Origin of the sequence: Streptomyces jeddahensis, assembly GCF_001642995.1 — a bacterium.
GTDB classification, from domain to species: Bacteria; Actinomycetota; Actinomycetes; order Streptomycetales; family Streptomycetaceae; genus Streptomyces; species Streptomyces jeddahensis.
Genome location: NZ_LOHS01000200.1, coordinates 110,252 through 137,166 on the forward strand (window position 1 = coordinate 110,252; position 26,915 = coordinate 137,166).

Here is a 26,915-nt window from a genome sequence, read left to right on the forward strand (position 1 = left end):
TTGAAGGGAACGCCCATTGTCCCCTCGGGGCTCGGGCGTCGTCATGCAGGCCCGTGCGGGCGTGAGGCAGAATCGGCGCGATGAGCACCTACCGCGACCTCGCACTGCCCCGGGCTCTCAGCCCCTCACGAGCAGCGGGCGCCCCGATAGGCTCCCGCCGGGCCCCCGTCCTGCGGACTGTGGGGACGCGTGAGCGTCGTTCGCACCTCACGGCGCCCCGCGTACCTACCGTCGGCATCGACATCGGCGGTACGAAGGTGATGGCGGGTGTCGTCGACGCGGACGGCAACATCCTGGAGAAGCTCCGCACCGAGACCCCGGACAAGTCCAAGAGCCCCAGGGTCGTCGAGGACACCATCGTCGAGCTGGTCCTGGACCTCTCCGACCGGCACGACGTGCACGCCGTCGGCATCGGCGCGGCCGGCTGGGTCGACGCCGACCGCGCGCGCGTCCTGTTCGCCCCCCACCTGTCGTGGCGCAACGAACCCCTCCGGGACCGCCTCTCCGAGCGGCTCTCCGTGCCCGTACTCGTCGACAACGACGCGAACACCGCCGCCTGGGCCGAGTGGCGCTTCGGCGCCGGACGCGGCGAGGACCACCTCGTCATGATCACGCTCGGTACCGGCATCGGCGGCGCGATCCTCGAGGACGGGCAGGTCAAGCGCGGCAAGTACGGCGTCGCCGGCGAGTTCGGCCATATGCAGGTCGTGCCCGGCGGCCACCGCTGCCCGTGCGGCAACCGCGGCTGCTGGGAGCAGTACAGCTCCGGCAACGCGCTCGTCCGCGAGGCCCGCGAGCTGGCCGCCGCCGACTCCCCGGTGGCCTTCAACATCATCGAGCACGTCAAGGGCAACATCCTGGAGATCACGGGACCGCTCATCACCGAGCTGGCGCGTGAGGGCGACGCCATGTGCGTCGAGCTCCTCCAGGACATCGGCCAGTGGCTCGGCGTCGGCATCGCGAATCTGGCGGCGGCGCTGGACCCGTCGTGCTTCGTGATCGGCGGCGGTGTCTCGGCCGCCGACGACCTGCTGATCGGCCCCGCGCGGGACGCCTTCAAGCGCCACCTCACCGGCCGTGGCTACCGCCCAGAGGCCCGCATCGTCCGCGCCCAGCTCGGCCCCGAGGCCGGCATGGTCGGCGCCGCCGACCTGGCCCGCCTGGTCGCCCGCCGCTTCCGGCGCGCGAAGCGGCGCCGCGTCGAGCGCTACGAACGATACGAGCGGTACGCGCAGGCGCGACGCGGTGCGGACACGGCGGAGGCGCCGGAGTGATGCACGCCCACCCGGCCACGGCCCGCACTGGCCGCGGCCGCCGGACCGAACCGTCCGCCACCCCCACCCTCGACCGCACCCGCACCCGCACCCGCACCCGCACCACCCAGGGAAACCAGTGACGCCCCTCGTACCCCGCCAGTCGCCGCCCACGGACGATGACGGTGTTCCGGGACGCCCCGAGAACCGCAGGCACGTGGTCCGCCGCCGCCTCCTGACGGCGGTCATCATCGTGCTCCTCATCGGCATTCCCGCCGGCTACCTCGTGATCTCCGCCAACCAGAGCCGCGACAGCGGCAAGGACAAGGAGAGGAAGTACTCCGCGACCGGCCTCACGGAGGGCTGGCCCTCCCGGGTCCAGCGCCGTCTGTACGACGTGCCGATACCGCCGCACTCCGAGGAGGTCGCCTACTACGAGACGAACAACTGGAAGACCAGCCGTCTCTACGTCCAGTTCCTGACGAGTGACAAGGGTCTGGACACCTTCCTCGACAAGATCGGCGCAAACGACGACACCCTCGCGGACCAGGACATCGCCATCAGGCCACGGGACCGCAGGATCGTCGGCTGGGACTTCTCCGCACGGGGCTCCTGGTCCGGGCTCACCCATAAGCAGAAGGACCCGCAGCCGACCCTGGACGTCGTGGTCGACCGATCGAACCCGGAACACCCCATGGTCTACGTGGTCTCCACGACGACGCCCTGACGCGTCTCGGGCGTGACTATCGTCGGCGACGGCAGCAAGGAGATCACCGTCTGTGAGCGCTTCAAGGGCAACGACTCCGGCGCCGAACCGACCGCCCTCGGCACGGCCCCGGACGGAACGCACTGCCGCTACAGCGCGTCGACGTCACCTATAAGTGACGGTACGTGACGCGAGGTGAGGGCCCGGGCCCGTCCCCGTCCCTCGGTGTTCCCGGGGGCGAGGGCGGGCCGGTCTGTGTGACCGCCCGCTGAGCTCCGCTGGTGTCAGTCCCCGTCGTTAGAGTCGAAGACGTCTGATCCGAGTCCGACCGGAATCAGATCCGAGTGTGATCCGACGTGTGCGACGGAGGGAGGGAAGCGTGGCGGTCAGCGTGGGTGCGCGCACTGCGGACGAGGCGGTGTCCGTGCGGCTCGCCGCGGTCTTCCTGCCGTCGCAGGTGCCGCGCGAGGGCCGGGTGGCCTTCTGGGACCCGGACGGCGGGGGGCCACTGCCTGCGGGCGCGGTTACGGATCCTGCGGGCAAGATCGCAGGACTCGGTGACCGTCCGGAGCCCGGTGAGCGTTCGGAGTCGCGCGGGCGCCCGGAGCCTGGCGACCGTAGGGAGTCGGGTGACCGGCCGGACGCGGTCGGGCTCGCGGAGCTGACCGTCGTCCGGCGCCACGGCCGCACCGGCGGCGTCCGCAGGGCAGCCGTCCCGGCGCTGCTGCTCCCGCTCGCCGACGCCCTGCCGCTGCTCGTGCGCGCCCGGCACGACCCGGCCGCCCACCCGGCCACCGCCTGCTGGGGCGCCGCGGCCCTGCACGCCCTGAGGCTCATCGCCCGCGGCCGCCTGCTGCCCGGCCTCAGCCCAGGCGGGTACGACGCCTGGCGCGCCGGCCCGCTGGACGCGGACGACATCGCGCATCTGCGCGCCATCGCCGCCGCCCTGCCGTACGAGGGCCATGCCAACCCGCTTCCGGACCGTGTCCCCCTGCACCTGCCCGACCCGGAGGCGCTGGTGCGGGCCTTCCTCGACGCGGTCGCCGACACCCTGCCGCGCACCCCGGCCGCGCCGCACGCCACCGGCGCGCCGTTCGCCGCGCGTGAGCCGCAGCCGCTGGCCGGGGCGCGGGACTGGGCGGCAGAGGTCGCGGCCGGAATGGACGCGGGCGTACGCATCTCGCTCCGCCTCGACCTGTCCGCGTACGACGTCTTCGACTCGACGGACGGCGCCCGCAGCGCCGGAGCCGCCGTGGTCCAGGTGCACAGCCTCGCCGACCCGACGCTCGTCATCGACGCGGCGGCGCTGTGGGCGGGGGAGGGGGAGGCGTCGTTCGGGCCACGCGCGCGTGTCGACGCGGCGCTCGCCCTGCGCCGCGCCGCCCGAGTCTGGCCCCCGCTCGACCGCCTCACCGACCAGGACGTACCGGACGTACTGGTCCTGTCCGAGGACGAGTTGTACGACCTGCTGGGGCCCGCGGCCACCCGGCTCGGCGCCGCCGGGGTCGCCGTGCACTGGCCGCGCGACCTCGCCCGCGATCTCTCCGCCACCGCGGTGGTGCGGCCTGCTCCCGGCTCCGCGACCGACGGAACCGGCTTCTTCGAGGCCGAGGAACTGCTGCAGTTCCGCTGGCAGTTGGCGCTCGGCGGGGATCCGCTCACCGAGGCCGAGATGGACACCCTCGCCGAGGCCCACCGGCCCGTCGTACGACTGCGCGACCGGTGGGTGACGGCCGACCCGGCCATGGTGCGCAAGGCCCGCAAACGCGAACTCGGCCTCCTCGACCCGGTGGATGCCCTGTCCGTCGCGCTCACCGGCACCACGGAGGTCGACGGCGAGACCGTGGAGGCGGTGCCGGTCGGCGCGCTCGCCGCACTGCGCGACCGGCTCACCGCCGGGGTGGCCCCGGTGGAGCCGCCGCCCACGCTGCAGGCCCGGCTGCGCGACTACCAAATCCGGGGACTCGCCTGGCTCGAGATGATGACCTCGCTCGGCCTGGGCGGCTGCCTCGCCGACGACATGGGCCTCGGCAAGACCGTCACCGTCATCGCGCTGCACCTGCGCCGGGCGCGGCCCGAGCCGACCCTCGTGGTCTGCCCCGCGTCGCTCCTGGGCAACTGGCAGCGGGAGATCGCCCGTTTCGCGCGGGGTGTCCCCGTGCGCCGCTACCACGGGCCGGACCGCACCCTGGAGGAGCCGGACCGCGGCGGGTTCGTCCTCACGACGTACGGCACGATGCGCTCCAGTGCGCCCCTGCTCGCGCAGGAGAAATGGGGCATGGTCGTCGCCGACGAGGCGCAGCACGTCAAGAACCCTTACTCGGCGACGGCGGTGGCGCTGCGCACGATCCCCGCCCCGGCGAGGGTCGCCCTCACGGGCACCCCCGTCGAGAACAACCTCTCCGAGCTGTGGGCGCTGCTCGACTGGACGACACCGGGGCTGCTCGGACCGCTCAAGTCGTTCCGCGCCCGGCACGCGCGTGCCGTCGAGGGCGGCGAGGACGAGGAGGCCGCCCGGCGCCTGGCCCGGCTCGTCCGGCCCTTCCTGCTGCGCCGCAAGAAGTCGGACCCGGGCATCCTGCCCGAACTGCCGCCGAAGACCGAGACGGATCACCCGGTGCCGCTGACTCGCGAACAGGCCTCGCTGTACGAGGCGGTCGTCCGCGAGTCCATGACCGCGATCGGCACGGCTCAGGGGATGGCCCGCCGGGGCCTGGTCCTGAAACTCCTCACGGCGCTCAAGCAGATCTGCAACCATCCCGCGCAGTATCTGAAGGAAGGTACGGCTCCTGCCCGTCTCCTCGGCCGCTCCGGCAAACTCACCCTGCTCGACGAGCTGTTGGACACGATCCTCAGTGAGGACGGCTCGGCGCTCGTCTTCACGCAGTACGTCGGCATGGCCCGGCTGCTCGAGGCACACCTCGCCGAGCGTGCCGTGCCCGCCGAGCTGCTGCACGGCGGGACACGTGTCGTCGAGCGTGAGCGCATGGTCGACCGCTTCCAGAGTGGAGCGACCCCGGTCCTCGTCCTCTCCCTCAAGGCCGCCGGCACCGGCCTCAACCTCACACGCGCAGGCCATGTGATCCACTTCGACCGGTGGTGGAACCCGGCGGTCGAGGAACAGGCCACCGACCGTGCGTACCGCATCGGGCAGACCCAGCCCGTCCAGGTCCACCGCCTGATCACCGAGGGCACGGTGGAGGACCGCATCGCCGAGATGCTCGCGGCGAAGCGCGCCCTCGCCGACGCGGTCCTCGCCTCCGGCGAGACGGCGCTCACGGATCTGACGGACCGGGAGCTGGCCGACCTGGTCTCCCTACGGAGGCAGCCATGACACGCCATCCGCAGCCGCCCGATCCCGACCGCACGGCGGCCTCGGCTCGGCCCGCGGATGCGGCCCGCATGGCGCTGCGCGCAGCCCGCCGAGGGCGGGGCGGCACAGGGCGCGGGGGTACGGGCCCCCGCGATGACGAGGGCGTGGATGGCCGGGATGGCCCCGGTCGTCTGGCTGGCGCCGGGGGCGGCGTGGACTCTCGGGCGCGGCTCGACGGTGCGCGCGGTGGTGACCGCGAGCGCGGTGGCGACGGCGGTGCCGGGGGTGCTGACGTTGCTCGGGATGTAGCACCGCAGGACGGACGCCTCGAGGACACTGGGCCGAAGCCGCGTCCTGGCGACGCGGCACGGCACGCGCTACGCGCCGCGCAGCGGCGACTGGCGGCCCCGGCCCCCGAAGCACCGGCCACCTCAACACGCGCCGCCGAGCCCGGCACCCCCAGAGCGCCCAAAACCTCCAGGACGTCCACCACCTCCTCGGCAGGAGCCACCGCCAAGGGCGCGCCCACCACTCCCGGGTCAGCCGCCCAGGGGTCGCCCACCCCTCAGGGGACACCCGCCACTACCGCTGTGGGCAGTCGTTCCGTGGGGGCGATGGGGGCACCGGCACCTCTCACCCACAGCGCACCCCATTCCGCAGCGGAGGCCCACCCGCCCGGTGCCCCGGTGCGCGACGAGCCCGCCGACGACGTGCCGGACGGCGATGAGGCGCCGCGCGTTCCCCGTCGCGGCGGCATCCGCGGTGGCGCCGGGGAAGGCGGCCGCGGTCGCATCGGCGAACGCGGCCGGGCAGGCACCGCTGGCACCGCCCCGGGCGCGGCGACAGGGCCGGCGACAGGGACGGGAACGGGTCCGGAGCTGCGCCGTACCTTCGGCGCCCTGCCTCCCGGCCTCGCCACCCCCGACGCCGACTTCGCACACACATGGTGGGGCAACGCATGGACCGAGGCGCTGGAGGATCTCTCGCTCGACCAGGGCCGGCTCGCCCGCGGCCGACGCTATGCCGCGCAGGGCAACGTGGGCGCGATCACCGTCACGCCCGGCCTCGTCCTGGCGTACGTGCAGGGCAGCCGCGCCCGCCCGTACCGCACCCGCATCGCCCTGCGTGTCCTCTCCGACGACGAGTGGGACCGATTCCTGGACGCGGCCGCCGAGCGTCCCGGACGTATCGCCGCGCTGCTGGAGAAGGACATGCCGCACTCGCTCGCCGACTGCGGAGTCGACCTCCTTCCAGGCCGTGGAGATCTCCGACCCGACTGCTCCTGCCCCGACTTCGGCTACCCCTGCAAGCACGCCGCGGCCCTCTGCTACCAGACCGCCCGCCTGCTCGACGAGGACCCCTTCGTGCTGCTGCTGATGCGCGGCCGAGGTGAGCGGGAGCTGCTGGACGAGCTGTCCCGCCGCAACGCCGCGCAGGCTGCACGTCCGGCCCAGGACGCGCCGCCCTTCCCCGGGGTACGCGCCCGGGACGCCCTCGCCCCACGCCAACTCCAGCCCCTCCCGCCCCCACTGCCCACGCCCCCGCACCCCGAGCATCCGCCGGTCTACCCCGCAGCTCCGGGAGGCCCGGACCCATTCGCCCTCGACCAGCTGGCCACCGATGCGGCGGCCCGCGCGCACGCTCTGCTCGCCACGGGCCGCGACTCCGTCGCCGAGCTGACCCTCTGGCAGGACGCCGTCCGCCTCGCCGCGGCCCGCCCCGGTTCCGGCCTCACCGGATCCGGCCGGGCGCTGTACGCCTCCCTTGCCTCCGCTGCTGGCCGCACTCCCGCCGACCTCGCTCGCGCGGTCGCAGCCTGGCGCCAGGGCGGCGAGGCGGGTCTCGCAGTTCTCGAGGAGTACTGGGACCCGCCCGCCGGCCGCTTCGACCGCGCACGGCCGGCGCTCCTCGCAGCCGACTTCCCGGCCTTCCGTCCCTGGCACAACCGCCTCACCCACCCCCAGGGCCATGTCCAGCTGCGCCTCGGCCGCGACGGCCTCTGGTACGCGTACGAGTCCGAGCCCGGCCGCGACGACTGGTGGCCGAGGGGCACCCCGGACCTGGATCCGGTCGGTGCCCTGACGGGCCTGCTGGGAGCCGGTGGAGCCAGTGGAGCCGACGGAACCGGCACCGGTCCCGAGCCGGGCTGAGTCCAGCCCAGATGCTCGGCGCACGCGTATGGATGGAGGCTGGACGGAGGCGGAGACGCAAGCCGACCGCCCGCTTGTTTCGTGAACCGCACCGCAACCCTCATCCCCGCGAAACATGCCGAGGCTTTCCTCTGAACCGTGAAGGGACTCGGAGGAACGGTCTGGTGGACGCGGGCGCCTTGGTGGGGCCTGTGGTGCGCCGCGCTTGCGGCCCTGGTGCTGGGCGACACATGTGTGACGGGGACGGTCCCGGCCGCGCGGAAGACGGAGAGCGGCGTCCCGCGACCGCTGTCCGCGGCCCTGGCCGTCGGCCCGCTGCCCGTGGCAGGGTCACCTCCCGTGCACTCGACCCCCGCGCCCGCCCCGTCCGTGTCGGCCGGAATCGTCGCACCGGCGAGCGCCGGCACCCTCTCGAGCCGTTCCGCAGCCGCTGTCGCGGCCGCCAGGGAGGCCGCCGAGGCAGCCGCCAACGCTCGGGTCGCCGACGCCTTGGCGGACGTGGCCGAAGGCGCCCGCGGCCACTTCTCGCTGGCCATCGCCGACACGGCCACCGGCATCCGTGCCGTGTACGCCCCGGATGAACACCGGTTCGCCACCGCCAGCATCGTCAAGTCCGACATCCTCGCCGCGCTCCTGCTGCGCGCGCAGCGCGAGGGCCGTCCCCTGACACAGCAGGAGAAGAACGACGCCGGGCCCATGATCCGCGTCAGCGACAACGCCTCCGCCAGCCGCCTCTGGACACGGATCGGCGGCAGCACCGGCCTCGCCGAGGCCAACGAGCGGCTGGGACTCACCGCCACCACGCCCGGACCGGGTGGACTGTGGGGGCTGACCCAGACCACCGCGGCGGACCAGTTGCGCCTACTGGAGGCCATCACCCGCGACGACTCCGCGCTGTCGAGTGCGTCCCGGACCTACCTGTACGACCTGATGACCCGCATACACCCGGGTCAGGACTGGGGCGTCACGGCCGCCCAGAGCCCGGCGACCACCGCCGCAAGCACACCGACCGCAAGCCGACCGACCGCCATCGCAACCCCCGCCGGCACCCCATCCGATACTCCCTCCGCAGCCGCCACCGCCCCCGTCGCCGCCGCCGTCAAGAACGGCTGGCTGCCCCGCAGCGCCACCGGACTGTGGGTGGTCAACACCATCGGCGTCGTACAGCACGACGGTCACCGGCTGCTCATAGCCGTACTGAGCGACGACCAGCCCTCCATGGCCACCGGCATACGGCTGGTGGAAACGGCGGCGGCCAGGGCGGCCGAGGCCCTGACAGCCGCCGAGACGGACCCGCCGACGACTCACCAATGACGGACTGAGCCGACGAATTGAGCCTCACCGCGTGACGAACTGAGCCGTCCCGAGCGTCGAGAACCACTCCCGTACCTGCTTCTCGTCCTCCGTCGCCGCCAGCGAGAGCAGAAGCAGCAGACGGGCCTTCTGCGGGCTCAGATCCTCCGCGCCGATGACGCCGGTCGTCGCCGACGAGCCGTACACCGCGCCGGACCCCGTCCGCGTGGTCGACGCGAACAGCACGCCCTTCTTGACCGCTTCCGTGCGGGCCGCCGACATGGCGGGCGAGATGCCACCCGCCCCCGTGCCCGCGGTGACGATGCCGTCGGCGCCGGCGTTCGCGAAGGCGGTGACCGCCTCGCCGCCGGCGTCCTGGTACGAGTACGCGATCTCGACCTTCGGCAGCGGTCCGTCGGCTGCGGCTGCGATCCCATCCAGGTCGAAGGGTGTGTTCCAGCTGCTCTTGCCGCACTTCTGAACGCGTGCCGGGGCTCGGTGCAGACGGATGTTGTCCTGGTCGACGACGCCGAGTTCGCCGGTCGGGCCGCTGTCGAAGGTGTCCAGGCGGAGCGCGTTCGTCTTGCGGACCTCGCGGGCGGCCTGGATCTGGTCGTTGAGCATGACGACGGTGCCGTAGCAGGTGGTCTTGCGGCTCGCGGCGAGCTTGATCGCGTTGTAGAGGTTCGCCGGTGCGTCGGTGCCGATGACCGTCCACGGGCGCATCGAGCCGGTGAGGACCACCGGCTTGTCGCTACGCACGGTCAGGTCGAGCCAGTACGCGAACTCCTCCATCGTGTCGGTTCCGGTGGTGACCACCACCGCGTCGTTCTTCTTCAGCGCCGCGTCGACGGAGGCGGTCAGGCGGCGGTAGTCGGCGATCGTGTACGCGCTGGAGCCCTTGTTGCCGAACTGCTCGGTGGTGACGTCGGCGAGACCGTCGACCTCCGGCCGCAGTTCGTCGACCATCTTCGAGATGGCCAGCTGGCCGGAGCGGTAGTCCTGGAAGGACACCCGGTTGGTGCTGACTCCGGAGATGGTGCCGCCGGTTCCGATGACGGCGACGTCGGGGACGTCCTTGCCGTCGCCGGGTTCGGCGCTCGCGCCGGTGACGGTCGCACCCACCGCGGCGGCGAGGGCGAGGAGCAGAGCAGTGGTCCGGTGGGCGATTCTCAAGGCGCCATCATCCTTCTTCCGTGAGCGACAACTCGCCCAGACGCTAGAAAGCGCTCTTTACCCGCCGATTACCTGCACATGTCAATGCGCGCAGACGTGAGGCGCAAGGGCCGCAGGTTACGACTGGATCGACCTCGCCGATGAACGGGGGCCGACCGGATGCACCTCACGCGGCGGTCGCCCGGGCAAGGGCCGGGGATCGACGGCTTGCTTCATCACGATCGTCGAGTTGAGGCCGCGGACTCCTGGCAGGTGGATGAGAACGGACTCGTAGAGGCGTTGGTACGACGGAAGGTCGGCGCTGACCACGCGGATCAGGTAGTCCGGTTCGCCGAACAGCCTCTGTGCCTCGATGACCTCAGGGATCTCGGCGAGTGCCGCGTCGAATTCGGTCACCGCGTCGGGCCGGCTGAGCGTGGCGAAGAGCAGGACCTCGAACCCGTATCCCAGGGCCGCGGCATCGATGACGGCACGGTAGCCGCGGATGATCCCGGCCGACTCCAGGTCACGGACGCGTCGCTGGCACCTGGAGACGCTGAGCTGGACCTTGTCGGCCAGATCGGTGAGTGTGATGCGCCCCTCGGACTGGAGGATGGCAACTATTTTGCGATCGGTGGAGTCCACGAGCAAAATTCTAGTGCTGATGCGCCTCGGTCGAGCAAAGTGCACGAACATTTTGCCCGCTGCCCTGGCTAGCCTTTAGCCATGGCAGCTGAAACCACACCCCGTGACCAGCCACGACATGGCTCCGCGGCGGCAACCGCGGGATCGGGCTTCGACACCGTCGTGGACCGTAAGAACTCCAACTCCATGAAGTGGGCCTACGCCCATCAGCTCCTCGCGGCCGACGAGGCCGCGGCGGACCCGCTGCCGATGTGGGTTGCCGACACCGACTTCAAGGCTCCCCAGGCCGTGATCGACGCGCTCCACCAGGCCGTGGACCACGGCGTCTTCGGGTACCCCGGCGGCGCGACCGACAGCTACCTCGACGCCGTGACCGGCTGGCAGGCCAAGCGGTTCGGCTGGGAGGTGCCGCGGGAGTGGGTGCTGCAGACCGCGGGCATCATCACCACCCTCAAGACCGCGGTGCAGGCGTTCTCCGCGCCGGGCGACTCGGTCCTGATCCAGCCGCCGGTGTACGCCCACTTCCACAACGACGTCCTGCTCAACGGCCGCCACCTCGCGTTGGCCCCACTGGAGCGGACCGACGACGGCTACCGGTTCAACGCCCGGACGTTCGAGGCCGCCATACGCCCGGACACCAAGCTGTTCATCCTGAGCCACCCCCACAACCCCACCGGGAACGTCTGGACCGAGGACGAACTGAGGACCATGGGCGAGATCTGCGCGCGGCACGGCGTCCTGGTCATCTCCGACGAGGTCCACCAGGATCTGATCATCAACCCGGCCAGGAAGCACATCCCGTTCGCCTCGCTCGGCCGGGAATTCGCACGGAACAGCATCACCTGCACCGCCCCGAGCAAGACGTTCAACCTCCCGGGTCTGCAGAGCGCCAACGTCTTCGTCCCTGACCCGAGGCAGCGCGAGGAACTGGCCCGCCAGTACGAGCGCAACGTCTTCCCGCTGGTCAACGTGCTAGGCATGGTCGCCGCCGAAGCCGCCTACACGCACGGCGAGCCCTGGCTGGAGGAGCTCCTCACCTACCTGCGCGGCAACCACAGCCACTTCGCACAGGCGGTCAACACCGCCACCAAGCAGGTGCGGGTGCTGCCGGCCGACTCCCTCTACCTGGCATGGATGGACTGCCGTGGCCTCGGGATGGACGCCGAGTCCCTGGACACGTTCATGCTCACCAAGGCACGCCTGTGGCTGGACAAGGGACAGAAGTTCGGGATCGAAGGCCACGGCTACATGCGGGTGAACCTGGGCTGCCCCCGCTCCACGGTCGACGAAGCCGTACGACGGCTGATCACGGCCGTCGAGGGTCTGTGAACCCAGGAGGCCACAGGCGGGCGTTCTGCGTGTGTCCCGTGCGAAGGCCGCCGTCGGCAGGGCCACGCGCCCGCGGGCCGTACGTGCCGGCACCAGGGTCAGCGACCTGGGCTGAGCGGGTGGCTGAAGCCCTGGGCGGAGATGAGCGTGGCCGCTTCCGCGAGGTCGGTGGCGAACCGTTCCACGGCCTCGTACGGGAAGCGCTGGCTGGGCCCGCTGAGGGAGAGCGAGGCGACGACCGCGCCCGAGCGGCCGGTGACCGGCACGGCGACCGCGGTCAGGCCCTCGTCCCACTCGCTGCTGCTGACGGCGTAACCGCGCTGTGCCGCCTCCTGCGACCAGGCGCGCAACTGGTCCGCGTACGTCTCGCCGTGCGGGGAGGCCGTGGCGACCCGGCGCAGCAGGGTCTCGGAGGCGTCGCGCAGCAGGATCTTGGAGGAGGCGCCGGCCCACAGGGGCTGTTCGTCGCCGACATCGACGACGTGGCGTAGCGGATGCGGGCTCTCCTCGTGGGCGACGCAGACGCGGCTCACGTCGCGGGCGATGAAGATGTTGACCGTCTCGCCCAGCCGGTCGGCGAGGTCACGCATGACCTTGCGGGTCTCGCGCGGCACCTCCCACTGACTGCGGGCCAGGTAGGCCCAGCGCCACAGGCCTGGCCCGGCGGTGTAGCCGGCCGGGTGCGACCACAGCAGGCCGCTGTCCTCCAGGGTCTGGACCAGGCGCAGGGCGGTGGTCTTGGCCAGTCCGGTGGCGTCGGTGATCTCGCGCAGGGTGATGACCGGACGGTCCTCGCTCAGCAGGCCGAGGATGTCCAGGGCGCGCCGCACGCTCCGGACGCCCGTCCCGTTGTGCTCTCTGACCGTCTCGCCCTGTGCGTCCCTGTCGTCCACGCGAATCCCTCCCCGTACCGGTCGTCTCTGCGCGGCACCTGCCGTGTCCGTCACCGCGCTCACACGTGACGTTAGTCCACCAGGCGGACCACGGGAACCGTAAAGCCTAAGAAATCTTGGCGTAACCCTTGATGGCGGAAATCTCGCCCCTTATGTTTCCGCTACTTGGTTCGAACGGTCCACTCAACGGACCTTGTCCTGAGGGTCGCCGCCCGCACGCTGTGGCGATGGCCCGGTTTGCCGGTGACGGCCGCTCCACACCCGCCGAGCGTCCGCCGTCGCCCAGGCATCTGTCCCCACCGTAGCCATCCGTGTCCCGACCCAGGCGTGCCGCGCACCGCTCGCGCGGCACGCCCGGGCCACGGGAGCCGCAGCATCCAAGGGAGTATGTGAGATGAGCAGTGCGCAGCAGCCGGTCGCGGCCGGCGGTGCCGGAGCCTCCGGCGTCGCGCGGAGAGCAGCGATCGCGAGCTTCATGGGAGCCGTGGTCGACTGGTACGACTTCTTCCTCTACGGCATCGTCGCCGGCCTCCTCTTCGGCGACCTGTTCTTCCCGGACGCCTCTCCGGCCGTCGGCACGCTGGCGGCCTGGGCCACCTTCGGTGTCGGCTTCCTGTTCCGTCCGCTCGGCGGCATCGTCTTCGGCCACTTCGGCGACCGGCTCGGCCGCAAGCGGATGCTCGTCCTCACCATGCTGATCATGGGTGTGGCCAGCACGCTGATCGGCGTGCTGCCCACCTACGCCCAGGCCGGGATCTGGGCCCCCGTGCTGCTCGTGATCCTGCGCGCCGCGCAGGGCTTCGCCGTCGGCGGTGAGTGGGGCGGCGCCGCCCTCATGGCGGTGGAGAACGCTCCCGCCAAGTGGCGCTCCCTCTACAGCAGCGGCGTCCAGGTCGGCGCCTCGGTCGGTTTGCTGCTGGCCACCCTCATCACCAAGGTCATGTCGGGCACCACATCTGACGCGGCCTTCCGCTCCTGGGGCTGGCGCGTTCCGTTCCTGGTCAGCGCGGCCCTGGTGATCGTCGGTCTGATCATCCGGGCCAAGGTCGAGGAGTCCGAGGTCTTCACCAAGAAGGTCGCCGCGATGAGCGAGGAGGCCAGGCCGCGGGTGCCGCTGATGGCCGCCGTGAAGTCCAACCCCAAGGGCTTCTTCGCCATCATCGGACTGCGTTTCGTTGAGCTGTTCACCTTCTACGGCGTGACGACCTTCGGCCTCGCCTACGGCACCGAGGAACTCGGCCTGAACCGCGACAGCCTGCTCAACGTCAACCTGGCCGTCGGCGGTCTCGCCGTCCTCACCATCCCGGCCTTCGCCTATCTCGCCGACCGCTTCGGCCGCCGCAAGATCTACTGCTGGGGCGCCCTGGTCGGCGTCGCGAGCGCGGTGCCGTACTTCTGGGCCATGGAGTCCGGCTCGCTGGTCCTGATCATCGCCTGTGCCGTACTGCTGGTGAACATCGCCCACGACATGGCGGTCTCCGTCCAGCAGTCCCTGTTCACCGACATGTTCGGCCCCGAATACCGCTACAGCGGCGCCGGCGTCGGATACCAGCTCGCCAGCGCCGTCGGCGGCGGCTTCACCCCGTTCATCGCGAGCTCTCTGGTGATCTGGGCGGACGGCGGCTGGACCCTGGTCGCGGCCTACATCGCCCTCGGCTGCGCCGTCTCCTTCCTCGTCGCGCTGCGCATGCGGGGCGACGACGCGGCGGCCGGGGCGCCAGGGGCCGTACGGCAGCCCACCGCGGCGGCGGATGCGACCGCCTGACCGAGTCGTCCCGCTCGGATCGGGGAGCTTTTCGGGGGTCCCGGCCATGCCGGGGCCCCTTGCCCTGTCGGGCCCTCGGCCTTGTTGAGGGTCCATCCACGCCCTATTCTGACCGCAGAATGGATCGAATGATCCGTCTAGCGGACCGCTAGGAGTTCTGGTGAAAGCAGCTGTCCTCACGGGGCCGAACAGGATCGAGACCGTCGACGAGTGGCCGGAGCCCGTCTGCGGCCCCCACGACGTCATCGTGGAGATGGACGGCGTGGGTCTGTGCGGTACCGACCTCGCCGTCTTCCACGGCACGCGTCGGCCGCCGACGACGCCGTGGGTCATGGGTCACGAGGGCTTCGGACGGATCGCCGCCGTGGGCAGCGACGTGCCGGACCGTCAGGTGGGCCAGAGCGTGGTCATCGAACCCAACTACGCCTGCCTGAAATGCGCTGACTGCCTCACCGGCCTGACCTCGGCCTGCCCGCACCGGACCATCGTCGGCCTGAACGCCCCGGGCGTTCTCGCCGAACGCACCGCCCTCCCCGCGCACTTCGCGCACCCCGTCCCCGACGGCCTCACCGGCGCCGACCTCGCCAGCACCGAGCCCTACACCGTGGCCCGGGCCGCCGTACGGCGCAGCGGCGTCACGGCCGCGGACCGCTGTCTGGTCGTCGGCGCCGGGGCCCAAGGACTGCTGGTGTGCCTGATCCTGGCCCGCCTCGGCATCGAACCCGTCGTCACCGAACCACATCCGCAACGGCTCGCCCGGGCCGCGCGGTTGGGCGCAACCCCCGACGACGGCCGCACCGGGTTCACGTACGTCTTCGAGACCTCGGGCCATGCCCCGGCCCTGCGCCCGGCCGTGGACCGCGCCGCCCCCGGCGCCACCGTGGTCCTGATCGGCCTCAACTCCCACCAACTGCCGTTCACCACCGACGACGTGGTCCGCCGCCAGCTGGTGATCCGCGGGTCGATGATCTACGACCACCCCGGCGACTTCACCACCGCGATCGCCGAGCTGCCCGAGGCCCGGCCGGGAGCCGTCATCGAGTCCTGCTTCCCGCTGGAGCAGGCCCAGCAGGCGTTCGCCGGTGCCGCCGCACGTGCCGGAAAGAGCTGGATCAGCATCCGGGACTCCGACGGGAGCGGGCATGCGTAAGTCCATCGCGACGGTCTGCCTCAGCGGTTCACTGACCGAGAAGCTGACCGCGGCCGCCCGCGCGGGCTTCGACGGTGTCGAGATCTTCGAGAACGATCTCCTCGCCAGCCCGTTGTCTCCGGAGGAGATCCGCGCCCGCGCAGCCGACCTCGGGCTCACGATCGACCTCTACCAGCCGATGCGAGACGTCGAGGCCGTGCCCGAGGAGGTGTTCGTACGGAATCTGCGCCGGGCGGCGCGCAAGTTCGACGTCGTGCGCCGGCTCGGGGCCGACACGCTCCTGGTGTGCTCCAACGTCTCCCCGCAGGCCGTGGACGACGACGCGCTCGCCGCCGGGCAACTCGGCCGACTGGCCGACCTGGCCGAGGAGTTCGGTATCCGCGTCGCCTACGAGGCGCTCGCCTGGGGGCGGCACGTCAGCACGTACGACCACGCCTGGCGCATCGTCGAACAGGCCGGCCATCCCGCGCTCGGCGTTTGCCTGGACAGCTTCCACATCCTCTCCCGCGGCTCTGAGCCCAAGGACCTCGAAGGCATTGCGGCCATACCCGGCGAGAAGATCTTCTTCTTGCAGCTCGCCGACGCCCCGCTGATGGCCATGGACGTATTCCAGTGGAGCCGCCACTACCGCTGCTTCCCCGGCCAGGGCGGCCTCGACGTGACCTCCCTCGTCCGCCACGTCGTGAACGCCGGGTACCGGGGCCCGCTCTCGCTGGAGGTCTTCAACGACGTGTTCCGCCAGGCGGACGCGGGCAGCACCGCCGTCGACGCGCTGCGCTCGCTGATTGCCCTGGAGGAGAGCGCGGGCATCTCCACGCTCCCGGCCCCGGTCGTACCGTCCGGGATCGCCTTCGCCGAACTCGCCACCGCCGACCCGCAGCCCGTGACCGAACTACTGGCCCGACTCGGCTTCCGGCGCACCGGACGGCACACCGGAAAACCGGTGGAACTGTGGGAACAGGGCGAAGCCCGCATCCTGCTGAACCACGGCACCGGCACCCGCAGCGAGGGCACGGCCCTCACCGCCATCGGCCTGGAGACCCCCGATCCCGGCGCCGCCGCCCACCGTGCCGAGTCCCTGCTCGCCCCTGTCCTGCCCCGACGCCACAGCGGGCACGACGTCCCGCTGGACGCGGTCGCCGCCCCCGACGGCACCGAACTGTTCTTCTGCGCCACCCGGCGCCCCGGACACGCCGACTGGATCAGCGATTTCACGGCTACCGTCCACCCGCGGCAGCCCCCCTCACGAGACGGGGCCATCACCGGCATCGACCACGTGGCCCTGACCCAGCCCTGGCACCACTTCGACGAAGCCGTCCTCTTCCACCGCACCGTCTTGGGACTGCGCCCGCACGAGAGCGTCGACCTGGCCGATCCCTACGGGCTCTTCCGCAGCCGCGCCCTGTCCGACGACTCGGGGGCGTTCCGGCTCGTCCTCAACCTGGCTCCCAGCCCGGCGGCGGAGGTCCGGACCCGGGCCCAGCACATCGCCCTCGCCACCGACGACATCGTCAAGGCCGCCCGCCGCATCCGTGCCGCCGGCGCGGAACTGCTGAAGATCCCCGCCAACTACTACGAGGACCTCGACGCCAAGTACGCGTTCGCCCCCGGCGAGCTGGACACGTACCGGGAACTCGGCATCCTCTACGACCGCGACGAAAGCGGAGGCGAGTTCCGCCACTGCTACACGGCCACCGTGGGCCGCGTCTTCTTCGAGATCGTCCAACGCACAGGTGACTACGGAGGCTACGGCGCCGCCAACGCTCCCGTCCGCCTTGCCGCACAGCGGCGGTAGCGGCTCTTGGTCGTAGGGACTGGGGAAGGCGCGCGCCCGGAGGCCCAGTGCCGACACGGTCACGAGTACACGCCGGCGAACGCGTACCGCTTCGACGGCCCGGAAGACGCCCCGGTCCTCATCCTCGGCCCCTCGCGCCGCCGGACACCCGCGCGGTTCCGCCGTCGTGCAGCCGCACATGGACGTAGAAGAAGGGATGTCACGCTCATGACGCTGCAAGGGGAGCGACCGCGATTTCGAACAGCTTTCGGGCTGCAAGCCCTCACGGATGATAGAGAGACGCCCGGACATGTCAACACATCCGGCGGCTCATCAGCTGCGCAAATGAGACGAGTGATCCACTGAGCTCTGACCGGCATCCGAGTGCTCGCCGGAACCCGGGGGCGCATCGCTTCCGAAACATTTCGAGATGCGCAACGAATTATGCGAGAGGTATTGACGGGATGTGTGGGTCTCCTATCATCCTGGATGCTCGATGTGCCGATCGGTATTCGAAATCACGAACCTGATCGACCCCGTCACTCCGCACCGCGCGTACGAGCAGGGCACCCCCCGCAACGGCACGCCGGGTAAAGCACCTCCTCCACAGCCGTGAGGCTCATGGCGGCGACATGCGCCAACCACAACGGCCGGGCCGCACAAGGAGAACGACACACCTGGATATGTCATGCCCTGGTCAACCAGCCACAGGCCGGCGCGTTTCGCAGCCGCCCGAAGACAGCGGGCGCCACCCGTCTTTCAGGAGGTCTCGCAGGACCGGGATGCCACAAGGGGTCAGCCCGGGCCCACAGACCGCTACGAACCGCACCACATCGACAGTCCGGACAGCCTCAGACGGGGCCAACCGGAACCGCTGATTCAAGAATTACGAGGTCCCCATGCGCAGACGAAGTTCCAGCCGCAGGCATCTGTCTGTGGTGCTCGCCGCCGCGGTTGCGGCCCTGGTCTCGTTGGCTGCGATGCTCGTCGCCAACCCGGCTCAGGCGGCCACCACCGGCGCCTTGCGCGGTGTTGGTTCCGGCCGGTGTCTCGATGTGCAGGGCGCCAGCCAGACCGACGGCACGTCCCTGCAGATCTACGACTGCTGGGGCGGGACCAACCAGCAGTGGACGTTGACGGACAGCAACCAGCTGACCGTGTACGGCAACAAGTGCCTTGATGTTCCGGGCAACGCCACCGCGCCCGGTACCCGGGTACAGATCTGGAGCTGTTCCGGCGGTGCGAACCAGCAGTGGCGGGTGAACGCCGACGGCACGGTCGTCGGCGTGCAGTCCGGGCTGTGCCTGGCCGTTACGGGCTCCGGTACGGCCAACGGCACGGCGGTGGAGATCGGGACGTGCAACGGCGGCAGCAACCAGAAGTGGACCGGCCTGTCCGCGCCGCCGGGCGGCACGTGTTCTCTTCCGTCGACGTACCGGTGGACGTCGACGGGTGCGCTGGCGCAGCCGGCGAACGGGTGGGCCTCGCTGAAGGACTTCACCAACGTGGTCCACAACGGCAAGCACCTCGTCTACGGGTCGAACTTCTCGGGAACGTCGTACGGCTCGATGATGTTCAGTCCCTTCACGAACTGGTCGGACATGGCGTCGGCCCGCCAGACCGGGATGAACCAGGCCACGGTGGCGCCCACACTGTTCTACTTCGCACCCAAGAACATCTGGGTGCTGGCGTACCAGTGGGGTGCGTGGCCCTTCATCTACCGCACGTCGAGCGACCCGACCAACCCCAACGGCTGGTCCGCGCCGCAGCCGCTGTTCACTGGGAGCATCTCCGGCTCCGACACCGGCCCGATCGACCAGACCCTGATCGCCGACGGCCAGAACATGTACCTGTTCTTCGCCGGTGACAACGGCAAGATCTACCGGGCGAGCATGCCGATCGGGAACTTCCCGGGCAACTTCGGCTCGTCGTACACGACGATCATGAGCGACACGAAGGCCAACCTCTTCGAGGCCGTACAGGTCTACAAGGTTCAGGGCCAGAACCAGTACCTCATGATCGTCGAGGCGATGGGCGCGAACGGGCGCTACTTCCGCTCCTTCACGGCCTCCAGCCTGAGCGGCTCGTGGACCCCGCAGGCCGCCACCGAGAGCAACCCCTTCGCGGGCAAGGCCAACAGCGGTGCCACCTGGACCAACGACATCAGCCACGGTGACCTGGTCCGCAACAACCCCGACCAGACCATGACCATCGACCCCTGCAACCTGCAGTTCCTCTACCAGGGCAAGGCCCCCAACTCGGGCGGCGACTACAACAAACTGCCGTATCGGCCGGGCCTCCTTACCCTGCAGCGCTAACCTGCCTGATCCACGGTGATCGCGATGTGGTGCCGTCTGCCGACGCGTAGACGAGCGGTTTACGGCGTGGGCAACTCCACCCGCTGACCGATACTCACCGCCTCAAGGAACCCCAGCCGTGCGTCGGCTGGGGTTCCTCTCTCGAGCAGATCCAGGGCTTTGAAGGCCGCCTGGCGCGGCTTGAGGTCAGCGGGAACATGAAGAGTCCTTGCGGAAATTTCCGGACGATCATCGAGAAGACTCGGTTGTTCTTCCGGTAATTCACGTCTATGTTCGTCGAGTTGCTCAATGACGAGTGGGGAGGCCGTGGTGCTCACGTTTCGCGAGTCGTTGGCGCTGTTAAGGGTCGCCTCGTCGGCAGGGCGGGGGATGTTGGCCCTATACGTCGTCCTTCGCGCAGTGAGCAGCTTGCTTCCGGCTGCGGGGGCGGCGGCGATGGCCGCGCTCGTCGGGGCCATCGGCACCGACGCCCCCTGGACCGCCTTCGCCCTGTTCCTGGCGTGCATGGTCGGGACCTACGTGCTCGACGGGTTGATGGCCCCGCTTCGCGTCCTGGTCGAGGCGCGCTGCACCCGGGCGCACCGGACTCGCGTGGCCCGCATCGCCTGTGCCCCCGTGACCCTCGACCCGCTGGAAGACCCCGAGGTCCAGGACCTGCTGCACACCGCCTCCGCGTTCCCCCGCAACTGGACGGAGCACACGCCGGGGGCGGGGGCGGTGGCCCTCATCGAGCAGTGGGTGCGCTGGGTGGGGGTGGCTGCCGCCGCCGCGGTCTTGGCGGTGTACGTGTGGTGGGCGGCCCCGCTGCTCATCGTCGCGGCGCTGGTCGTGCGCCGGGTCGTCAGGGCCCAGTGGCTGAGGCAGTTGGCGGGCTGGTCAGACCGCGCCCACCACGGCCGGAGCGCCGAATACTGGCGCGAGGCGGCCACCACTCCGGGCACCGGCAAGGAGGTCCAGGTCTTCGGCCTCGCGGGGTGGATCCGGCAGCGGGTCCAGGGCGCGGTGCACGCTCAGATGGACCCTGTGTGGGAAGGCAGCCTGCGCCTGCAGAAGCTCGAGGTCATCAACTTCCTCATCCCCGCCATACCTTTGTCCCTGGTATACGCGATGGCAGCGCGCGAGGCCGCCCACGACACCGAGAAGATCGCCTTGTTGACGGGCGTCATCGCGGCCGGTTGGGCGCTGTATACCGCCTTCGGCGACGTGAGCGGTATGTTCCCGCTGGCCGGTTCGCGCCCGGCCCTGCAGGCGCTGGCGGACCTGGAGAAAAGACTGGGCGGTGGGCCCGACGTACACGCGAAGAAGCCCTTCCCGGCCGGGAGCATCGAACTGCGCGGCGTACGCTTCGCCTACCCGGACGCCGAGCGCGAGGTGCTGCGCGGCGTGGACTTAGCCGTCGCCCCTGGCGAACGCGTCGGTCTGGTCGGTCTGAACGGTGCCGGCAAGTCCACCATTATCAAGATCCTGTGCGGCCTTTACGAGCCCGCAAAGGGGCAACTGGTCGTCGGTGGCGAGGTGGTCAGCGCCGAGCGGCGCACCGCCTGGCGCACGAGAGTGGCCGCCGTCTTCCAGGACTTCATACGCCATCCGCTGAGCGCAACCGAGAACATCCAGTTAGGCCGGCCGCTCGACCAGACGCGGCGCGAGCATGTCGTCCGGGCGTGCGAAGAGGCTGGTCTGCTGCCGGTGTTGGACCGGCTTCCCCAAGGCGAGGACACGGTTCTGACCCGCTCCCAGGAGGACGGCACGGACCTGTCCGGCGGCCAGTGGCAGCAACTCGCACTGGCCCGAGCCCTGTATGCGGTGGCCGGCGGAGCATCGCTGCTGGTGCTCGACGAGCCCAGCGCACACCTTGACGTACGCACTGAGAAGGAGCTGTTCGACCGCATGGCCGAGCGGCCCAGGGATGCGGCCGTCCTGCTCGTGACCCACCGGCTTGCCACCGTCCGATCCTGCGACCGCATCCTCGTCCTCGACGACGGCCGGATCGCCGAAGAGGGAAGCCACGACGCGCTGATGGCCCTGGACGGCCTGTACGCCCACATGTTCCGTACCCAGGCCCGCCGCTTCGCCGAGGGCTTCCGCCACATCGATGAGGACGAGGCATGACCCGCCGGTTGATCACCCTGTGGGCGCGGCTCCTGCACCTGTGCTGGCGGCTGGAGCCGCGCTTGACGGCCGCCGCCCTGCTCGTACGTATCCTCGACACCGTCGTCTTCGTCGCCATCGCCCTGGCCGTACGCGAGGTCATCGACCGCGCCGAGGCCGGCCTGGCGGCAGCCGCCATGTGGGCTGCCATCGGCCTGGCATGTCTGCGCCTGGCCGACTTCTCCACCTTCACCCTCGCGCTCAACCTGCGCATCCTCGTGGTGGAGAAGGTCGGACTCACCGAGATCCAGGACGGCATCCTGCGCGACGTCACCGACATCCACACCCTCGATCACCTCGAAGACCCCCAGTTCCTCGGCCGTGTGACGATAGTGCGCGGGGCCACTTGGCAGATCATGGACTCCGCGTGGGCGGCCCTCGAGTCGGTCATGCTCGCGCTGCGCCTCGCCCTGGGCCTGGCCCTGCTCGGCTCGGCCAGCCCCTGGCTGCTGCTTCTCCTGCCTTGCGCCGCCCTGCCGTTGTGGACCGACGCGCGCGCCCGCGCACACGAGACCCGCTCGACCCAGGAGGCCGCCGGTGACGTACGCCTGCAACGCGAGCTGCACGAGAATCTGACAAGGCCGGGACCTGGCAAGGAGATCCGCGTCACCGGTACGGGGCGCGACCTGATCCGTCTGCAGGCGGAGGCCGACGAGCGTGCCACCGCGGCCGTGGTACGCGGGGCCGTGCCCGCGGCGGCTTGGCGCCTGGCCGGCTGGCTGGCCTTCTGCGCGGGCTTCGGCGGACTACTGTCCCTCCTGCTTCTCCAAGCAGGAAGTGGCAGGGCCACGTTGGGCGAAGCAGTGCTCGGCATCACCGTCGCGACGTCGCTGAGCCACGAGGTCGCCTACACCGTCCAGCGCTCCACGACCGCCGCCGGAGCCCAGCGCGTCATCGAACCGCTCCTGTGGCTGCGCGAGTATGCCGCCGGGTACCGCGCCCGGGCCGCCACTTGGACCAAGCGCCCGGCCCCCGACCGCCTCCTCGACGGCATCACCCTGGACAACGTGACCTTCGGGTACGCCGGTTCGGCGCGCCCCGCCCTCGACGGCGTCAGCGTGCACATCCCCGCTGGCAGCGTTGTGGCCGTCGTCGGAGAGTACGGCTCGGGCAAGACCACCCTCGTCAAGCTGCTGTGCTCCTTCCACGAGCCGCAGCAGGGCGAAGTGCAGGTGGAAGGCGTGGACTTGCGCGGCATCGACCCCGCCCACTGGCGTGCCCGCACCTCGGCGGCCTTCCAGGACTTCGGCCGCTACCGCACGACCGTCCGCGAGAGCATCGCCTTCGGTGACCTGCAACAGTCCGACGGTCAGGGGCAGTCGGAGGACAAGGCCGTTGCCCGCGCCGTGGCGGCCGCCGACGCCGAGCGCCTGATCGCCCGGCTCCCGGAGGGCCTCGACACCCGGCTCGGCGCGGAGGACGGCGGCACCGAACTGTCCGAGGGACAGTGGCAGAAGCTGGCCCTGGCCCGCGCTTCGATGCGTGAGACACCCCTCCTCCTCGTCCTGGACGAGCCCACCGCCTCGCTCGACGCCCCCAGCGAACACGCCATCTTCGAACGCTACATGGCCAGGGCGCGAGAACTCGCTCAGTCCACGGGCGCCGTCACGGTCATCGTCAGCCACCGCTTCTCCACGGTCGCCGGCGCCGACCTGATCCTCGTCCTGCACGAGGGCAGGCTCGTCGAAGCCGGCCCGCACGCCGAACTGGTCCGCGCCAACGGCCGCTACGCCGAACTCTTCACCATCGCCGAGAAGTCCTACACCTCGATCTGACATCGACCGAACCAGCCGAATTTCGATATCTCCAACGAATGGCAAGGTGTAAATGCACACCAAAGCTACCATTGGACAAGACAGCATCTGGAGCCTACCTGTTCGCTCCCATGGAGACCGGGACCCTTCATGGATGATCTTACCGCTCCATATATCGATCCCTGGATCAAATCCAGAGGAAATGCACCGCAGGTCAAAACAAGCCCTGGAAGGGATTCTCGGTAGGCATGAGGGGCTGCGAACAACTATCTCTTTGAGCCCGGACGGGTATCTATCCCAGCAAGTAAACGGATTTGATACATACGAGCTTCCTCTCCTCGAAGTATCGGAGAAGGGTTTCACGGAAGAGTGCCGAAAGGCCGCCGCATCCCTGACTTCGCCGAGATTCAATCTTGCGGAAGAGAACCCGATGCGGGCACGGTTGGTGACTTGCGACTCCGCTGGTGTTCTCATTCTTGCGATCCATCACGTGGCTGCCGACGCTGCTTCCATAGAGGTATTGGAGAAAGACTTTAAAGACACTTTGAGTAGTGGTACATTTTCTTCGGCAAGGCCAATGCAACCACGCGATCTGGCAGCATACGAGCAGTCGCCGCACGGGGTGGCCCACAGGGCGCGATCGATCGAATACCTCCGGCGCTGTGCAGCCAGTAGTCCAACTAGCATTTTCCCCGACACATATGACTCCGGTGGTCGGTTCGCAATGACCACCTCATACTGTCCGGAAGTATTCGATTCCGCACACGCCGCGGCCCGCGCGCTGAAGGTTTCTGTGCAATCAATATGGCTTGCCGCCCTAGCTTTATATCTAAGGACGCAACTTGGTGCTCCAGTAAGTCGAATACTTACCCATGTATCCAACAGGATAATACCGGGTTCTCTCGACAGTGTTGCAAATTTGGCAAGAATTGCGCCGATTGTCCTACCCTTGGACGGCAGGGCGGATTTCGAATCAACGGCGAAGCTCTGCCTGAAATCCACTATGCGTGCTATGTACAGTGGACTTTCCTCTTCTCGTGATTACTGGCAGAGCAAGGATAAGCACGGAGCCAATGGAGAGCAGCTTCGGGACGAGGTTTACTACAACTACATACCTGCGCGGGTCGCAGGCTCCCGGCCAGGCAGAACCGTGCGCCTGGAGACGGTCGAACGGGAGAAGGGCCCGACGTTTGAACTGCAGGTCATAGAGAAGACCAGCGAAATTCAACTAAGCGTTGCCATATCTCAGTGTCCGGATCCCGAGTCTGTCGTGCGCTGGATTGAATCGTGCATAGTCGGCGTCGCAAGAAATCCAGGCATATCGCTCCAAGGTCTTCGGTTTCCAGAATCGCGACATATTCCTGAGCTCAACCTGCTGCAAGGAGAGGAGTGACGGTGACTTCAGCGGATCGACTCGCCTTCGAGGAGGGAAAGCCGTCCGTCGGCGCCGAGCTGCTCGAGATAGCTGTCAAGGCATCAACGGCCGACCGCAATGGGGTAACTCATCGCGGAGAAACGGTCCCGTATCCCATGCTCATGGATATGGCGACGGAAGTGGCCAAGTCCCTCAGAGCGCAACACGTGGCCAGGGCAAGCGTTGTGGGCATCAGTGCGCCACCCGGACCCGCGCTTGTCACGGCGATCTTGGCCGCGATCTCGGCGGGAATGTGCTACGTCTACATCGACCCGGAATGGCCCGAGTCGCATCGTCGCAGAACGCTCGAACTGTCCGGTGCCGTGGCGGTTTTGGAGCAGTCCCGGCATATGTGGTGGCAACCGGACCCTATCGCCGTGCGGCTGCTGGCGGACCCGGCCCGGCGGGCCGGCGGGGCCGCCCATGCGCAGGCCGCCGGGGCGGCCTGCCTCATCAGCACGTCAGGCACGACCGGGACGCCACGGCTGGTCGGTATGACACCGCACGCGATCACCCATCTCGTACGAGACAGCGATCTGATTCGGCTGCGCCGGGACGACAGGTTGCTGATGCTCGCTCACCCTGGGTTCGGGGCCTTTCTCTGGGAGTTGTGGGCGGCCCTCGACGGCAGTGCCGACCTGGTGATACCGGACGAGCGAAAGATGTCGCTGTCCGGCCTGGCCGACATGGTCGAGCGGTCTGGCGCCACCGTCGTCCACCTCACCGCCGGGCTCTTCCGGCAGTTCATCCCGCGGCACGTCTCCGCCCTCTCCGGGACGCGCCTGGTGATGTGCGGCGGCGACACCGTACCGCCGGAGCAGTTCGGCATCGCCCGTGCCGCTCTCGGCGGCGAGTTGGTGGCCTGCTACGGATGCACGGAGAACACGGTCTTCACCACGCTCTACCGGGCAGACGGCGAGATCGACCCCATGTCGCCGATTCCGCTGGGAGAGCCGCTGCGCGGCACCGAAGTCCATGTCCTCACCGACGACTTGAGGCCGGTGGGTCCAGGTGAGACCGGCGAGCTGTACGTCTCCGGAGAGGGACTCGCCGCTGGATACATCAACGACGCTGCCGCGACCGCCGAACGCTTCATCATGCTGCCGGCGTCCACAGGCTCCGCAGGCGTGCGCGCCTACCGTACAGGCGACTTCGCCCGCTGCCGCGAGGACGGCTCCTACGTCCTGGTGGGACGCCAGGACCGACAGGTTCAAATCCGCGGATTCCGCGTCGAGCTGAGTGAGGTCGAGCACCTGTGCAGATCACTGGATACCGTAGACGACGCTCATGCCATATATCTGCGTGATGAAGCGGACGATGAACTGGTCGTGCTGCTGACCGTCACGGCGGGTATCACTGCCGACGCCGCGGACATCCTTCGCGAGGTCCGCAAGCACCTGCCCGACTTCATGGTGCCTGGCCGGGCCGTCATCGTCGACGCGCTGCCCCTGACCGACCGGGGCAAGATCGACCGCAACAGGGCTGCCGAACTCGCACGACCGCCGAGGTTGACGGGCCCCGCCACGGCGGACTCACCGCCGGATGCCACCGGAGGCAGCGCGACCGCTGGCTTTGAGGCGGACCAGCAGGTTGTCCTCGAGAGGGTCAGTGCGATCTGGGCAGACGTTCTGAAACTCACTGCCGTGGATCCGGACGTGCACTTCACCGACCTCGGTGGCCATTCACTCCGGGCCACCCAGGTGCTGTCCCGTGTCGCCGACGTGTTCGGTATCTCGGTGCCGCTCCGTCAATTCTACGAGGACGCGACGGTGCGCGGCCTCGCCACACAGATCGAAGCGGAGTTGCGGAAGTGAGGTTCCCCCGCGATACGGAGTCTGCAAAGGCTTTTGACGAT

20 protein-coding genes are annotated in these 26,915 nt (G+C 69.6%); 16 read left to right on the forward strand and 4 right to left on the reverse strand.

The window, feature by feature from the left end; translation table 11 throughout:
* Positions 1 to 80: 80 nt before the first annotated feature.
* From STSP_RS35805 to STSP_RS35825, 7 genes are all read left to right on the forward strand, one after another.
* Positions 81 to 1,274, forward strand: coding sequence for an ROK family glucokinase (locus STSP_RS35805; protein ID WP_067285364.1), 1,194 nt, complete (start codon positions 81 to 83; stop codon positions 1,272 to 1,274).
* Complete coding sequence (locus STSP_RS40890; RefSeq protein ID WP_269801071.1) at positions 1,274 to 1,396, forward strand: hypothetical protein; 123 nt, start codon at positions 1,274 to 1,276, stop codon at positions 1,394 to 1,396. The genes STSP_RS35805 and STSP_RS40890 overlap by 1 nt, the downstream gene beginning before the upstream one ends.
* On the forward strand, positions 1,393 to 1,980 hold the full coding sequence (locus STSP_RS35810) for a sugar kinase (protein WP_067285365.1): 588 nt from the start codon (positions 1,393 to 1,395) through the stop codon (positions 1,978 to 1,980). Before STSP_RS40890 ends, STSP_RS35810 begins: the two co-directional genes overlap by 4 nt.
* Positions 1,981 to 2,338: 358 nt before the next feature.
* Positions 2,339 to 5,293 (forward strand): DEAD/DEAH box helicase, encoded by a 2,955-nt coding sequence (locus STSP_RS35815; RefSeq protein ID WP_107441498.1) that lies wholly within the window; start codon positions 2,339 to 2,341, stop codon positions 5,291 to 5,293.
* 57 nt (positions 5,294 to 5,350) lie between these two features.
* Positions 5,351 to 5,581 carry a hypothetical protein gene (locus STSP_RS41405; protein WP_408646404.1) on the forward strand — a complete coding sequence of 77 codons (231 nt, stop codon included), beginning with the start codon at positions 5,351 to 5,353 and terminating at the stop codon, positions 5,579 to 5,581.
* The gene (locus STSP_RS38000; protein WP_408646403.1) at positions 5,485 to 7,422 is read left to right on the forward strand and encodes an SWIM zinc finger family protein; all 1,938 of its coding nucleotides are present in this window, start codon (positions 5,485 to 5,487) and stop codon (positions 7,420 to 7,422) included. Before STSP_RS41405 ends, STSP_RS38000 begins: the two co-directional genes overlap by 97 nt.
* A gap of 138 nt (positions 7,423 to 7,560) precedes the next feature.
* Positions 7,561 to 8,736 carry a serine hydrolase gene (locus STSP_RS35825; protein ID WP_157902982.1) on the forward strand — a complete coding sequence of 392 codons (1,176 nt, stop codon included), beginning with the start codon at positions 7,561 to 7,563 and terminating at the stop codon, positions 8,734 to 8,736.
* Between the two features lie 24 nt (positions 8,737 to 8,760).
* Here the strand turns inward: STSP_RS35825 and STSP_RS35830 are convergent, their stop codons facing one another.
* Both STSP_RS35830 and STSP_RS35835 read right to left on the reverse strand, forming a co-directional pair.
* Positions 8,761 to 9,891 (reverse strand): asparaginase, encoded by a 1,131-nt coding sequence (locus STSP_RS35830; RefSeq protein WP_067285370.1) that lies wholly within the window; start codon positions 9,889 to 9,891, stop codon positions 8,761 to 8,763.
* A 117-nt stretch (positions 9,892 to 10,008) separates the two neighbouring features.
* Positions 10,009 to 10,515 carry an Lrp/AsnC family transcriptional regulator gene (locus tag STSP_RS35835; protein ID WP_067285372.1) on the reverse strand — a complete coding sequence of 169 codons (507 nt, stop codon included), beginning with the start codon at positions 10,513 to 10,515 and terminating at the stop codon, positions 10,009 to 10,011.
* An 81-nt stretch (positions 10,516 to 10,596) separates the two neighbouring features.
* Here STSP_RS35835 and STSP_RS35840 point away from each other — a divergent pair, with 81 nt between their 5' ends.
* Positions 10,597 to 11,844, forward strand: coding sequence for a MalY/PatB family protein (locus tag STSP_RS35840; protein ID WP_067285373.1), 1,248 nt, complete (start codon positions 10,597 to 10,599; stop codon positions 11,842 to 11,844).
* Positions 11,845 to 11,942: 98 nt separating this feature from the next.
* On the opposite strand, the gene STSP_RS35845 is transcribed toward STSP_RS35840, so the two are convergent.
* The gene (locus STSP_RS35845) at positions 11,943 to 12,737 is read right to left on the reverse strand and encodes an IclR family transcriptional regulator (RefSeq protein ID WP_067285376.1); all 795 of its coding nucleotides are present in this window, start codon (positions 12,735 to 12,737) and stop codon (positions 11,943 to 11,945) included.
* Positions 12,738 to 13,131: 394 nt separating this feature from the next.
* Between STSP_RS35845 and shiA the strand changes: the two genes are divergently transcribed.
* The 4 genes from shiA to STSP_RS35865 all read left to right on the forward strand — a co-directional run bounded on the left by shiA (position 13,132) and on the right by STSP_RS35865 (position 19,744).
* Complete coding sequence (gene shiA / locus STSP_RS35850) at positions 13,132 to 14,502, forward strand: shikimate transporter (protein ID WP_067285378.1); 1,371 nt, start codon at positions 13,132 to 13,134, stop codon at positions 14,500 to 14,502.
* A 160-nt stretch (positions 14,503 to 14,662) separates the two neighbouring features.
* Entirely contained in the window at positions 14,663 to 15,652 is a 990-nt protein-coding gene (locus STSP_RS35855) for a zinc-dependent alcohol dehydrogenase (protein ID WP_067285380.1), read from the forward strand.
* Complete coding sequence (locus tag STSP_RS35860; RefSeq protein ID WP_067285381.1) at positions 15,645 to 17,447, forward strand: bifunctional sugar phosphate isomerase/epimerase/4-hydroxyphenylpyruvate dioxygenase family protein; 1,803 nt, start codon at positions 15,645 to 15,647, stop codon at positions 17,445 to 17,447. The genes STSP_RS35855 and STSP_RS35860 overlap by 8 nt, the downstream gene beginning before the upstream one ends.
* Positions 17,448 to 18,325: 878 nt before the next feature.
* Positions 18,326 to 19,744 (forward strand): non-reducing end alpha-L-arabinofuranosidase family hydrolase, encoded by a 1,419-nt coding sequence (locus tag STSP_RS35865; RefSeq protein ID WP_107441499.1) that lies wholly within the window; start codon positions 18,326 to 18,328, stop codon positions 19,742 to 19,744.
* 59 nt (positions 19,745 to 19,803) lie between these two features.
* Here the strand turns inward: STSP_RS35865 and STSP_RS39470 are convergent, their stop codons facing one another.
* Positions 19,804 to 20,061 (reverse strand): hypothetical protein, encoded by a 258-nt coding sequence (locus STSP_RS39470; protein ID WP_157902983.1) that lies wholly within the window; start codon positions 20,059 to 20,061, stop codon positions 19,804 to 19,806.
* An 82-nt stretch (positions 20,062 to 20,143) separates the two neighbouring features.
* On the opposite strand from STSP_RS39470, the gene STSP_RS35870 reads away from it, so the two are divergent.
* The 4 genes from STSP_RS35870 to STSP_RS35880 all read left to right on the forward strand — a co-directional run bounded on the left by STSP_RS35870 (position 20,144) and on the right by STSP_RS35880 (position 26,874).
* The gene (locus tag STSP_RS35870; RefSeq protein WP_157902984.1) at positions 20,144 to 21,853 is read left to right on the forward strand and encodes an ABC transporter ATP-binding protein; all 1,710 of its coding nucleotides are present in this window, start codon (positions 20,144 to 20,146) and stop codon (positions 21,851 to 21,853) included.
* Complete coding sequence (locus STSP_RS35875; RefSeq protein ID WP_067285384.1) at positions 21,850 to 23,667, forward strand: ATP-binding cassette domain-containing protein; 1,818 nt, start codon at positions 21,850 to 21,852, stop codon at positions 23,665 to 23,667. Before STSP_RS35870 ends, STSP_RS35875 begins: the two co-directional genes overlap by 4 nt.
* A 133-nt stretch (positions 23,668 to 23,800) precedes the next feature.
* Positions 23,801 to 25,039 (forward strand): condensation domain-containing protein, encoded by a 1,239-nt coding sequence (locus STSP_RS38005; protein WP_157902985.1) that lies wholly within the window; start codon positions 23,801 to 23,803, stop codon positions 25,037 to 25,039.
* Positions 25,040 to 25,041: 2 nt separating this feature from the next.
* Complete coding sequence (locus STSP_RS35880) at positions 25,042 to 26,874, forward strand: non-ribosomal peptide synthetase (protein ID WP_157902986.1); 1,833 nt, start codon at positions 25,042 to 25,044, stop codon at positions 26,872 to 26,874.
* Positions 26,875 to 26,915 lie beyond the last annotated feature (41 nt).